The organism is Sneathiella chungangensis, from assembly GCF_009882935.1.
Lineage (GTDB): Bacteria > Pseudomonadota > Alphaproteobacteria > Sneathiellales > Sneathiellaceae > Sneathiella > Sneathiella chungangensis.
On record NZ_WTVA01000015.1, the window covers coordinates 242278 to 254256 of the forward strand.

Annotated in this window: 13 protein-coding genes; 1 reads left to right on the plus strand and 12 read right to left on the minus strand. The window is 55.6% G+C overall.

Translation table 11 applies throughout. From position 1 onward, the window contains the following. The first annotated feature begins 56 nt into the window (after nt 1-56). Nucleotides 57-632: a YqgE/AlgH family protein gene (locus GQF03_RS14195; protein ID WP_161339951.1), complete on the plus strand. Its 576-nt coding sequence runs from the start codon at nt 57-59 to the stop codon at nt 630-632. 3 nt (nt 633-635) lie between these two features. On the opposite strand, the gene GQF03_RS14200 is transcribed toward GQF03_RS14195, so the two are convergent. From GQF03_RS14200 to coxB, 12 genes are all read right to left on the minus strand, one after another. Beyond that, entirely contained in the window at nt 636-1226 is a 591-nt protein-coding gene (locus GQF03_RS14200; protein WP_380743755.1) for a GNAT family N-acetyltransferase, read from the minus strand. Nucleotides 1227-1258: 32 nt separating this feature from the next. After that, entirely contained in the window at nt 1259-2518 is a 1260-nt protein-coding gene (locus GQF03_RS14205; RefSeq protein WP_161339953.1) for a M16 family metallopeptidase, read from the minus strand. Between the two features lie 14 nt (nt 2519-2532). After that, nucleotides 2533-3933: a threonine synthase gene (thrC, locus tag GQF03_RS14210; protein ID WP_161340817.1), complete on the minus strand. Its 1401-nt coding sequence runs from the start codon at nt 3931-3933 to the stop codon at nt 2533-2535. Between the two features lie 106 nt (nt 3934-4039). Then, nucleotides 4040-5542: a carboxypeptidase M32 gene (locus tag GQF03_RS14215; protein WP_161339954.1), complete on the minus strand. Its 1503-nt coding sequence runs from the start codon at nt 5540-5542 to the stop codon at nt 4040-4042. Nucleotide 5543: 1 nt separating this feature from the next. Beyond that, complete coding sequence (locus GQF03_RS14220) at nt 5544-6260, minus strand: SURF1 family protein (RefSeq protein WP_161339955.1); 717 nt, start codon at nt 6258-6260, stop codon at nt 5544-5546. A 2-nt stretch (nt 6261-6262) separates the two neighbouring features. Further along, nucleotides 6263-6637, minus strand: a complete 375-nt coding sequence (locus GQF03_RS14225) for a DUF983 domain-containing protein (RefSeq protein ID WP_161339956.1) — start codon at nt 6635-6637, stop codon at nt 6263-6265. Nucleotides 6638-6651: 14 nt separating this feature from the next. After that, a complete protein-coding gene (locus GQF03_RS14230) occupies nt 6652-7461 on the minus strand; it encodes a cytochrome c oxidase subunit 3 (RefSeq protein ID WP_161339957.1) in 810 nt (269 codons plus the stop codon). 65 nt (nt 7462-7526) lie between these two features. Further along, a complete protein-coding gene (locus tag GQF03_RS14235; protein WP_161339958.1) occupies nt 7527-8117 on the minus strand; it encodes a cytochrome c oxidase assembly protein in 591 nt (196 codons plus the stop codon). After that, nucleotides 8114-8245 (minus strand): hypothetical protein, encoded by a 132-nt coding sequence (locus GQF03_RS19050; RefSeq protein WP_277346430.1) that lies wholly within the window; start codon nt 8243-8245, stop codon nt 8114-8116. Before GQF03_RS19050 ends, GQF03_RS14235 begins: the two co-directional genes overlap by 4 nt. Nucleotide 8246: 1 nt before the next feature. Beyond that, nucleotides 8247-9167 (minus strand): heme o synthase, encoded by a 921-nt coding sequence (cyoE, locus tag GQF03_RS14240; RefSeq protein ID WP_161339959.1) that lies wholly within the window; start codon nt 9165-9167, stop codon nt 8247-8249. Nucleotides 9168-9184: 17 nt separating this feature from the next. After that, nucleotides 9185-10789, minus strand: a complete 1605-nt coding sequence (ctaD, locus tag GQF03_RS14245) for a cytochrome c oxidase subunit I (RefSeq protein ID WP_161339960.1) — start codon at nt 10787-10789, stop codon at nt 9185-9187. A gap of 26 nt (nt 10790-10815) precedes the next feature. Next, nucleotides 10816-11667: a cytochrome c oxidase subunit II gene (gene coxB, locus GQF03_RS14250; RefSeq protein ID WP_206375973.1), complete on the minus strand. Its 852-nt coding sequence runs from the start codon at nt 11665-11667 to the stop codon at nt 10816-10818. Nucleotides 11668-11979 lie beyond the last annotated feature (312 nt).

Consider the following 11979-nt stretch of genomic DNA (forward strand, 5'->3'; position numbering starts at 1 on the left):
ACGTCATGGAAATTCCGACGTCTGGTATATTTTGTTAGAAGATACATATTCATATTATGACCGTAAGTAAAATTGACACGGGTTATCTGGACGGAAAGCTTCTGGTAGCAATGCCGGGCATGGGGGATCCGCGGTTCAAAAAGGCTGTGATATTACTTTGCGCCCATTCGGAATCGGGGGCCATGGGAATTCTCCTGAACCGTTCACTCGATGCCCTCAGCTTCGATGATCTGCTCGAGCAGCTCGAAATCCCGAAATCGGACAAGACGAGCCATATCAATATCCATTTCGGCGGCCCGGTGGATACGGAGCGGGGCTTCGTCGTTCACTCGACGGACCTGCTATATGACACGACGCTGGTGATCGGTGATGACATGGCGCTGACGGCGACGATTGACATGTTGAAGACTATTGCAGGCGGTGATGGACCGGAGAGCAGTTTCCTTGCGCTTGGATATTCCGGATGGGGGCCCGGCCAGCTCGAAAAGGAAATACAGGAAAATGGCTGGCTTGTCGTAGATCCGGATCTCGACATCGTGTTCGGCCCAAAACTTGACACGAAATGGGACGTCGCCATTCACAAGCTGGGAATCGACCCGACGCTGCTGTCCGGCGATATCGGGCATGCCTGAGCGTTATTCCTGTCGCGGTGCAATCGGATCCTTGTCCAAAATCGCGTAAAGAAGATGGTCGTGCCAGACGCCGTTTATGCACAGATATTCCCGCGCAAGACCTTCTTTCGAAAATCCGACCTTTTCCAGCAGCCGGTAACTCGGGATATTTGACGGAAGGCAGGCCGCCTCTATGCGTCGCAATCCAAACTCGCTGAACAGGACAGGCAACAGACCGCAGAGCGCCTCATACATATACCCTTTCCTCGCATGGCGTTGCCCCGTCCAATAGCCGAGCGTGCCGGTCTGCGCGACGCCACGGCGGATGTTCCCGAGCGTTATCCCGCCGACAAGCTCGCCATTGTCACGATGGAATAAGAAAAAGGCCTGCCCCATATCCTCTTTGACGTCTTTCGCATACCGCCGCAGGCGCATCCGGTAACTCCCTTTGGAGAGGGCGTCGAGACCCCAGAGGGGTTCCCATGGCACGAGAAAATCACGGCTCTGCTCCCTGAGCGTTGTCCATTGATCCCAGTCGGAAAGCTTTGGCGCACGCAGCACGAGCCTGTCTGTCACCACCCGGGGACCGCTTCCCATCAATGACAGCTTTTCCAACATCTGATGCGGATCTCCCGGCGTGCGTCTACTTAGCTAAATCTTGCTGCAATCCGGTCAAAGGGATCAAGCTTTTTAAGTGGCCCGAGCGCCGCCATTGTCGGGGTGACGCCAAAGAACAGCCGCCCGGCGAGGTTTTTAGTATCTTCGACCGTCACGGCGTCGATCATTTCGGCGATTTCCGCCGCCGGTAGCACGCGGCCGTAAATCAACAACTGGCGGGCATGCGCCTCGGAGCGCGATGCCGGGCTTTCCATCCCCATCAGGAGGGACGCTTTTAGCTGCGCCTTCGCGCGATCGACCTCAACGATATCGATGTCTTCGCTCACCCGCAAAAGCTCGTCCGTCAATACATGGCTGAGTTCGCCGATTTGATCCTCGCCGGTTCCCGCATAAACGGAAAATGTCCCGGTGTCAGCAAAGGACGACGCAAAGCTGAACACCGAGTAGCAGAGCCCCCGGCGTTCCCGGATTTCCTGAAAGAGACGCGACGACATGCCGCCTCCAAGCAAGCCGGACAATATCTGAATAGTGTAGTAATCCGGATCCGAATAAGAAACCCCCGGCACGGAGAGAGCATAATGCACCTGCTCCAGATTCCGCTCCTCCCGATACTCCCCGCCCCGGTACTTCGCCGGGTCCATGTCCGTCTTTCCAGTTACCGCGAGTTCACCGAAAGCATCCTCCGCAAGACGGATCAGGGCATCATGATCGACGGCACCGGAGGCACTCAGAACCATTTTCGGCGCAAGATAATGGCTTTTCATATAGCCCGCCATCAACGGCCGGTCAAAACTGCGGACCTGCGCCGCCGTTCCGAGGATGGAACGGCCGATAGGCTGATCGGGATAAGCCGTTTCCTGAAGATGATCGAAAATTATGTCATCTGGCGTATCAAAGGTTTGCCCGATTTCCTGTACGATAACTTCCTTCTCGCGTGCAATTTCTGCCTGGTCGAAGCTCGAATGCTGCAGAATATCGCCGAGAATATCCACAGCCAGCGGTACATCCTCCTTGAGAATGCGTGCGAAATAGGCTGTCTGGTCGCGGCTTGTATAGGCGTTAAGATGTCCACCGACGGATTCGATCACTTCTGCTATCTGAAGGGCCGAACGGCGCGCCGTTCCCTTGAAGGCCATATGCTCCAGAACATGCGAAATGCCGTTTTCCGCCGCCGTTTCATGGCGAGCCCCGGTATCAACCCAAACCCCGACCGCTGAAGTCTCGAGGCCCGGCATCGGATCGGTGATCACGCGTAAACCGTTCTGTAACGTGGTGACTTTAACGTCCATCAAATTCTTTCACCTCAGGCCGCATTCAATATGCGCGCCCGCTCCTTAATAAAGGATTTTACCGCGTCAATGTCATTTGGCAAATCTGTCAGCCGTTCTTTTCGTCCGAAAAGGTTTTGCATATGTTTCGGCAATTTCGGTCGCTCACCTGTCGCCTTTTCAACCGCATCAGGGAATTTCGCCGGATGCGCCGTCGACAGCGTTACGAGTGGCGTCGAGCTATCTTTCCGGCATTTGTCGCCCACGAAAAGTCCAACCGCCGTATGCGGATCGACGAGACGTTCGGTCTCCTCCAGCGTGCGGCCGATGGTCGCCAGCGTTTCTTCTTCATCGCAACGGCCGGCGGAAAAAATGCTTTCGTTCAAACGCGACATTTCCACTGAAAATCCGCCGTCGTTATCCAGCCTGCGCATTAGGTCGGAAACCGCTGCGCCGTCCCGGCCATAAAGGTCCGCAAGGAACCGCTCGAAGTTGCTGGAAACCTGGATATCCATGCTCGGGCTGATCGTCGGATCGACGCCCGCCTTCCGGTATTCCCCACTGTTAAAAAACCGCGAGAGAATATCGTTTCTGTTGGTTGCAACGATCAACTGTTCGACCGGCAAACCCATCCGGCTCGCCGCATAGCCCGCGTAGACATCGCCGAAATTGCCGCTTGGCACCGAAAAGGAAATCGCACGGGACGGCGCGCCCAGACTAACGCCAACCGTGAAATAATAGACGATTTGCGCCATCACCCGCGCCCAGTTGATCGAATTCACGGCAGACACGGCAAGTTCATCGCGGAAATCGTGATCATTGAACATCGCCTTGACCATTGCCTGGCAATCGTCAAAATCCCCCTCAACGGCTATGTTGTGAACGTTGGCATCGAGCACCGTCGTCATCTGGCGCCGCTGGACGTCGGAGACGCGGCCCTTGGGATGCAGGATGAAAATGTCGACCGCGTCCCGGCCGCGACAGGCTTCGATAGCGGCCGAACCCGTATCACCCGACGTGGCGCCAACGATGGTCACCCGCTTGCCGCGCCGCGCGAGGAGATGGTCATATAGAAGGCCCAGTAGCTGCAACGCCACATCCTTAAAGGCCAGGGTCGGCCCGTGGTAAAGCTCCATCAGAAATTCGTTGCTGCCAAGCTGACTGACCGGCACCACGGCTCGATGAGAGAAGGCACCATAGGCCTTTTTCGTCATTTCTCTGAAATCAGCGGGGGAGATGCTGTCGCCGAGAAATGGTTGAAGCAAAAAGGCAGCCGCGTCGGCATAGCTCTTGCCCGCGAGGCCCCGGATATCGTCCGTTGAAAACTGCGGCCAGCTTTCCGGCAGATAAAGTCCGCCGTCCCGGGCAAGTCCGGTCAGGACAACTTCTTCAAAATTCAACACCGGCGCCTTGCCGCGTGTGCTGATATAGCGCAACGTCACACTCCCTTAATCGGATCGAATGGCGGGAGAGAGTAACCATATGCGACGCGATAGCGCAAGCACGGATATGGTTGGATCGCCGCTCTCGGCACTTGCCGGATCATTTCAGATAGCGGTTCCGCAGATGTGCCTTAAAAGCCTCGGTCTCCAGCGGGGACCCGGTTGCCGACGTCATGATATCGCCGGTCGGGAGCGAACTGCCGAGTGAATGGATATTTTCGCGGAGCCAGGCAATCAAATCCTCGAACCTCCCCGCGCGGACCTTTGTCGCCAAGTCGGGAATTTTCTGGCCCGCCGCGCGGTAAATTTGGGCGGCGGCCAGCGCTCCCAATGTATAGGTCGGGAAATATCCAATTGCACCGCTTGGCCAATGAATATCCTGAAGGCAGCCGAGCCTGTCGTTTGGCGGCGTTATGCCAAGGACATTCCGCATGCCGCTGTTCCAGGCCGCGGGCAGGTCCTTCACCGCCAAGTCGCCCGCAAGCAACGCCTTCTCCAACCGGTAACGTAGCATCACATGCAGCGGATATGTCACTTCGTCCGCATCGACACGTATGAATCCCGGCTCAACTTTTTGATAGAGCCGCCGAATGTTCTCCTCGTCCCAGGCTGCGCCGTCGCCACCAAAGGCCGCCTTTATCTTCGGAAGGGCAAACGCCAGGAAGTCTTCGCTCCGTGAGAGCTGCATTTCGATCAGCAGCGACTGGCTTTCATGAAGCGCCATGCCGCGCGCCGCGCCGACGGGTTGCGAGCGCCATTCCCTCGGCAGGCCCTGTTCATATAACGCATGTCCTGTCTCATGAAGCGTTCCCATGAGGCTCTGGGCGAAATCCTCTGTTTCATACCGGGTTGTGAGACGGACGTCATCAGGGATACCGCCGGTGAACGGATGATGGCTGATATCCAGCCGGCCGTGATTGAAATCGAATCCAAGCGACGTCATGAATTCAAGGCCAAGGGCCTTTTGCATTTCCTGATTGAAGGGACCCTTCGGCGGCACCGGCGGCGGATCACTTTTCTGACGCTCGAGTACGGCGGCAAGAAAATCCGGAAGAAATATTTCGAGATCCGAAAATATGCGGTCGATGCTGTCGGAGGTACAGCCGGGCTCATACTCATCGAGCAGCGAGTCATAGGGGGCCAGGGAAAAGGCCGCCGACTTCGCATCGGCAATCCTGCGGGTGAGCAGGATGACCTCTTCCATGGATGGCGCGAAGGAGGCAAAGTCATTATTCAGGCGCGCCTCCCGCCACAACATTTCGCAACGCGATGTGGCGCGAGATTGAGCCTCCACCAGATCGGGCTTAACCGCCGTTGCATGACACCACCGATTGCGCATCTCGCGCAGATTAGCCTGTTGCCAATTGGTGAGTACCGCCGCATCGTCTTCTGCGCCATCGAGCAGGTCGGATATTTCCCCGCTGGTGAGAATTTCGTGCGATAGCAGGCTGAGGGTCGCGAGCTGTTCCGACCGCGCCTCCGCGCCGCCGGGCGGCATCATGGCGGCGCTATCCCAGTGCAGCATCGCTGCCGCCCCTGAAATCGCCGAGAGACGCGCGAATTTTTTCTCGAGCGCCTGGTAAGCTGTCGTCGTATCCGGCATTTTATCCCTGTTTGCTGCGGCCCCGTCTCAGGCCGTAGAGGATATATATAACAACCATGGCGCCGGCCAGACCGAACCATGTAAACGCATACTGGATATGGTTGTTGGGCAGCGTAATCCGCGTCTGGCCGCCTATCGGCAATCCGCCCGGGACATCGACCGCATCCAGCTCGACAAAGACCGGCCCGACCGTCATACCGAGATGATCCGCCATCGCGGCAAGTTCGCCATAAAGCCAGACGTTATCCTCAGCATTGCTCTCAGGCAGAAACGACCAGGATTTTCCCCAGGGTTTGCGGGCGATTCCGGTCACCGTGACTTGCCCCTCCACAAGACCTTCCGACCGCGTTTGCGGCTCCTTTTTCTCTTCCGGCACCCAGCCCCGGTTGACGAGAACGACATCCCCCTCTTCGGCGCGCACGAAAGGAGTAATTATCTGAAATCCCGAACGGCCGCCTTCCGCATGGGCAAAGAGGTGTATTTCCTTTTCATGATCGAAAGTGCCCGTCAAGCTGACCCGCCGGTACTGCCATTCTTGCGGAACGATATCGGCATTCGGAAGATTGACCGGGGCCGCGGCAAGCTGGCTGTTGATTTCGTCGATAAGATCAACCTTCCAGCTATAGCGGTTTACCTGCCAGACCGTCAGCGCGAGCAATATGAGGACGCAAGGCACCGTAATCAGCGTCGGCACTAGTCCGGGGGAAAAATTTTTCATATTTAATAACGCTCGATCTCGGAGCTGGCTTTATGTTTAAATTGAAGGGCGATCAGGTAGGCCTTGAAGGGCCTGAGAAGTCCGATACTTAATATAAATATGGTCGGCAGCCAGATGGTCAACTGCAGCCAGTACGGCGGATGATAGGCGAGTTCCGTGGCAACAGCGAGACCGCCGACGATAAAGCCCACAATCAGGATAATGAAAACCGCCGGGCCGTCGCCGCTGTTGACCGCGCTAAAATCCTGGCCGCACGTATCACAGGATTCCGCAACATCCAGGAAGCCCTTAAAAAGTTTCCCCTTTCCGCAGGCCGGGCATTTGCAGGTAAGCCCGGCGCGCAAAGGGGAAACTGGCATGCCATAAGAATAAGGCATTCGCTACTACTGAATCAGGTCCACTCCGGTCCTGCCCCCCACCAGTAAACGGCAAAGAACAGGAACAGCCAGACGACATCGACGAAATGCCAGTACCAGGCCGCAGCTTCCAGACCAAAATGATGGGTCGGCGTGAAGTGGCCTTTTATAGCGCGCAGCAGGCACACAAGAAGGAAAACCGTTCCGATAAAGACATGGGCCCCATGAAAGCCCGTCGCCATATAGAAGGTCGACGGATAAATACCGTCTGTGAAGCCGAATTGAGCATGGGAATATTCGTAAATCTGCACGGCGGTAAAGCAAGCGCCAAGAATAACCGTCAGCAACAACCCCTGCACCAGCCCCTTCCGGTCACCATGCTGAAGCGCATGATGAGCCCAGGTCACTGTCGTTCCCGAGAGCAACAATATCACCGTGTTAAGAAGCGGAATGTGCCAAGGATTGAAGGTGAGAATACCTTCCGGTGGCCAGACGCCGCCGCCGACCTCAGTGGGAAACAACCCAGCATTAAAATAGGCCCAGAACCAGGCAACGAAGAACATCACCTCGGAGGCGATGAACATGATCATGCCGTAGCGCAGTCCCAGCTGTACGACCGGGGTATGGTGCCCTTCATGTTCGCCTTCCTTGACGACATCGCGCCACCAGGCGAAGGCGGTGTACAACAGAACGACAAAGCCGATCACAAAAACGGCAAAGCCCTTGTCATGCATCCACATAACCGCACCGATGGCGGCGGCAAAAGCTGCGATCGACGCAAGCGCCGGCCAGGGGCTCGGATCCACCAGATGATAATCATGTTGTTTGGCGTGAGAATCTGCCATTCCTAAACTCCTGCAATTCAGCCGGATTAATTCCGGTCCCAATAACTACCCAATTCTCCCAAAGGTCAATTTACATCAACCGATTTTTTTTCAGCCTTCGCCGAAACATCCGTTGCCTTATCGTCTTCCGCGACGAAGAAGGTGTAGGAAAGCGTGATTACCTTGACTTCCTTCGCGTTCGGATCCTTGTCAATTTCCGGGTCTACAAAAAAAGTAACCGGCATCTGAACCCGTTCACCAGGCTGCAATACCTGCTCGGTAAAACAGAAACAATCGATCTTGGTAAAATACTGTCCGACTTTTTGCGGCGTCACATTGAAGGCCGCCGTCCCGGTAATGACGCGGTCCGTCGGATTGTACGCTTCATAGAAGGCAAGCCCGGTTTCGCCGACTTTCATTGTCATCTTGCGCTGCACCGGTTTGAAATCCCACGGCATCTCGATGCTGGTGTTGGCGTCGAATTCAATAACCATTTCCCGATCCAGAATGACATCCGGCGCAATACTCGCCTGCTGCGTCGTCCCACCATATCCGGTCACCCGGCAGAACAGATCATAAAGCGGCACAGAGGCATAGGCCGCCCCGACCATGCCAGCGGCGACGGAGGCAAGGATCAACGCGAGCCGCTTCGACTTGGTTTTTGACGTCGCACTCATGCGCCGGACCCTCCCGACATCTTGACGATGGTGATCAGGTAAAACAGCACCACCAGCGCAATCAGAATTCCCCCCACGGCGAGGTTGCGAACGCGTTGACGTTTGCGATATTCTTCATCACGCGCCATTTCAAATCACTGTCCGAATGAGGCTCTCGCCAAGCAACATGGCGAAGAGCAGGAAGAGGTACAGAAGCGAGAAAGCAAAAAGCTGCTTCGCGCTTTTTTCATCCTTTGCAACCCAAACCTTAAACGAAAGGAGTAGGAAAAGACCGCTTAATACTGCCGCGCCGACACCGTACAGGATTCCCGCATAGCCGAGGGAATACGGCATGACCGCAACCGGGAACAGCAGCGCGCTGTATAGGACAATCTGCCGCCGGGTCACGTCGCGACCGGCGACGACCGGCAACATCGGAACGCCTGCCTTGGCGTAATCTATATCGCGCCAGAGCGACAGCGCCCAAAAATGGGGAGGCGTCCACATGAAAATGATGGCGAAGAGAACAAGCGATTCCGCGCTTACGTCTCCGGTGACCGCCGCCCAGCCGATCATGGGTGGAAATGCGCCCGCGGCGCCGCCGATCACGATGTTCTGCGGCGTCCTGCGCTTCAGCCACATGGTATAGACAAAGACATAAAATGCGATGGTGAGGGCGAGCAGCGCCGCCGCCACATAATTGACAGCAAGCCCCATCAGGACCACGGAAGCAACGGAAAGCACGGTTCCGAACGCGAGGGTTTCGTTAGCGCTGACGCGACCGGAGGGGATCGGCCTTTCTTTCGTCCGTTCCATTACCGCATCTATATCGGCATCATACCACATGTTTATGGCACCTGATGCACCGGCACCAACCGCGATACAAAGCAGGGCCGTAAAGGCGAGGACCGGATGAATTGTTCCGGGGGCCACGGCAAGTCCTACGAGCCCTGTAAAGACGACAAGCGACATCACCCGCGGTTTCAGCAGGGCGAAATAATCGCCGACCCGCGTCAAATCCGTATTGGCGCGGGCCTCGATTGTTTCCTTTACGACGCTTGTGTCGGACACAAGTTGCTCCTTTGGTCTTACTTAATGACCGGCAGTTCGTTGAACTGATGGAATGGCGGCGGAGACGGAAGGGTCCATTCCAGCGTCGTCGCACCTTCACCCCATGGATTGTCGGCGGCCTGTTCCTTGCGCATGAAGGCATGCACAACTGTGATCAGGAAGATCAGAACACCGAAAGCGGAAATATAGGAGCCATAGGACGAAATCTCGTTGAACCCGGCGAAGGCATCCGGATAGTCCGGAATACGCCGCGGCATGCCCGCGAGCCCGAGGAAATGCATCGGGAAGAAGATCATATTCACACCGATGAACGTCACCCAGAAATGCAGATGCGCAAGCTTTTCCGAATAGGTATAGCCGGTAATCTTGCCGAACCAGTAGTAGAAGCCGGCGAAGATCGCGAACACGGCGCCAAGGCTCAGGACGTAATGGAAGTGGGCCACAACGTAATAGGTATCATGGAGCGCAACGTCGAGGCCGGCATTCGCCAGAACAACGCCCGTCACACCACCAATCGTGAAGAGGAAAATGAAGCCAAGCGCCCAGACCATCGGCGGCTTGAACTCAATGGAACCGCCCCACATCGTCGCGATCCAGGAGAAAATCTTGACGCCCGTCGGCACCGCAATCACCAGCGTCGCCACGAGGAAGTAGGCGCGCGTATCCACGTTCATGCCGACCGTATACATGTGGTGGGCCCAGACGATAAACCCGACGCCCCCGATCGCAACCATGGCATAGGCCATCCCAAGATAGCCAAAAACCGGCTTGCGGGAGAAGGTCGAGACAATCTGGCTGATAATGCCGAAGCCCGGCAGGATCAGAATATACACTTCGGGGTGGCCAAAGAACCAGAACAGATGCTGGAACAGGATCGGATCCCCTCCGCCCTGCGGAACGAAGAAGGTCGAGCCGAAATTCCGGTCAGTCAGGAGCATCGTGATACCACCTGCGAGCACCGGCAAGGACAGCAGCAGAAGGAAGGCCGTCACCAGGACCGACCAGACAAAGAGCGGCATTTTGTGCATGGTCATGCCTGGCGCGCGCATATTGAAAATGGTCGTGATAAAGTTGATGGCGCCCAGAATGGAGGAGGCACCGGCGAGATGAAGGCTAAGGATCGCGAAATCGACTGCCATTCCCGGATGGCCGGTTGTCGAGGAAAGCGGCGGATAAATCGTCCAGCCACCGCCCACTCCATTGGCACCGGCAGGTCCCTCGACAAAAATCGAAATCAGCAGAAGGCCGAGCGCCGGCGGCAACAGCCAGAAAGAGATGTTGTTCATCCGCGGGAAGGCCATGTCCGGCGCGCCGATCATCAAGGGCACAATCCAGTTTCCAAATCCGCCGATCATGGCCGGCATCACCATGAAGAAGATCATGATCAGGCCGTGGCCGGTTACCAGGACATTAAAGAAATGGAAATTGCCGTTCAGGAACTGATCGCCCGGCATTTGCAATTCCGCCCGGATATAAACGGACATTGCGCCACCGATAATCCCGGCGATAATCGCAAAAATCAGATACATTGACCCGATGTCTTTGTGATTGGTCGAATAGACCCAACGCTTCCAGCCCGATGGAGTATGTTCGTCGTGAGCGGCTGCTGATCCGTAAGCCATGATGTCTTGCCTCTTTCCTAGCCTGTTTACTCTGCGCTTGTGGTCTTTACCTGGGCGAACTTGATCGCCGGCGTTCCGCCACTTGCGAATTCTTTTTTGGCTTCAACAAGCCACTTTGCGTAATCTTCCTTGCTGACAGCCTTGATCATGATCGGCATGAAGCCATGGCGGGCACCGCACAGCTCGGAACATTGCCCATAGTACATGCCTTCCTTGTCAATCCGCATCCAGGTTTCGTTAAGACGACCCGGAACCGCGTCCATTTTGACGCCCAGCGATGGCATGGCCCATGAATGCAGAACATCTTCTGCCGTTACGAGAACACGAATGTTGGTCTCGACCGGAAGGACAATCGCATTGTCAGTCGTTAGTAGGCGAAGCTGACCGTCCTTGAGCTCGTCTTTCTCGAGCATGACCGCATCGAAAGCAAGGCCCTCTTCATCCATGTACTCATAGCCCCAATACCACTGATAGCCGATTGCTTTCAGCGTCATGTCTGGCTCTTCGATCCGATCACCGTAATACAGCAACTTCAGCGACGGGATCATGATGACAATAAGGATCATGATTGGGACAACCGTCCAGACAATCTCGATCAACGTATTATGCGAAGTCTTGGATGGGGTGGGATTGGCGCGCCGGTTAAAGCGAAGGATCACGAAAATCAGCAGGGCCAGAACGAAAAGGGAAATGGCGCTGATAATCCATAGCAACATGTCATGGAACACATGCTGATGTTCGGCGACCGGTGAGAGGGCCGCCTGAAAAGTTGTCTGCCATGGTGACGGCTGCCCTTCCCCTGCTGCCGCAGCTCCCATCGTCAATACCGTGCCCGCAACTGCGGTCATAAATGCGACAAGATTTCTTACCATACCCATCTTCAATTCCCGTCTTTGATAACGTGACTATTCATCCCAGTCCCTTGTGCTGGCCAGTATACTCCGGCACAGCCCGATTTTGGACAGTTTTTTGACTTATACTCGGCCCCTTGAGCCAAATCAAAAAGCTTTCAATCAGATTGCGCCGGAAACTACACCACCGCTATGCCTAATAACAAGCCTAAGACTGCACATAATCCGCTGTCAGACGCATTTTTTTTGAGCTCCGCCGCAACGCAATTTCTAAAATATCTTGATAATTCAAATATTTATATAAACAAGCCGGCCGCAAACGGAAACACGGCTATCCAG

Excerpts from the sequence above, each read along its gene's own strand:
- ctaD (WP_161339960.1), bottom strand. The coding sequence starts at position 10,789 with ATGGCTTACGGATCAGCAGCCGCTCACGACGAACATACTCCATCGGGC.
- GQF03_RS14205 (WP_161339953.1), bottom strand. The coding sequence starts at position 2,518 with ATGGACGTTAAAGTCACCACGTTACAGAACGGTTTACGCGTGATCACC.
- GQF03_RS14235 (WP_161339958.1), bottom strand. The coding sequence starts at position 8,117 with ATGAGTGCGACGTCAAAAACCAAGTCGAAGCGGCTCGCGTTGATCCTT.
- GQF03_RS14225 (WP_161339956.1), bottom strand. The coding sequence starts at position 6,637 with ATGCCTTATTCTTATGGCATGCCAGTTTCCCCTTTGCGCGCCGGGCTT.
- GQF03_RS14195 (WP_161339951.1), top strand. The coding sequence starts at position 57 with ATGACCGTAAGTAAAATTGACACGGGTTATCTGGACGGAAAGCTTCTG.
- GQF03_RS14215 (WP_161339954.1), bottom strand. The coding sequence starts at position 5,542 with ATGCCGGATACGACGACAGCTTACCAGGCGCTCGAGAAAAAATTCGCG.
- GQF03_RS14220 (WP_161339955.1), bottom strand. The coding sequence starts at position 6,260 with ATGAAAAATTTTTCCCCCGGACTAGTGCCGACGCTGATTACGGTGCCT.
- coxB (WP_206375973.1), bottom strand. The coding sequence starts at position 11,667 with ATGGGTATGGTAAGAAATCTTGTCGCATTTATGACCGCAGTTGCGGGC.
- GQF03_RS14230 (WP_161339957.1), bottom strand. The coding sequence starts at position 7,461 with ATGGCAGATTCTCACGCCAAACAACATGATTATCATCTGGTGGATCCG.
- GQF03_RS19050 (WP_277346430.1), bottom strand. The coding sequence starts at position 8,245 with ATGGCGCGTGATGAAGAATATCGCAAACGTCAACGCGTTCGCAACCTC.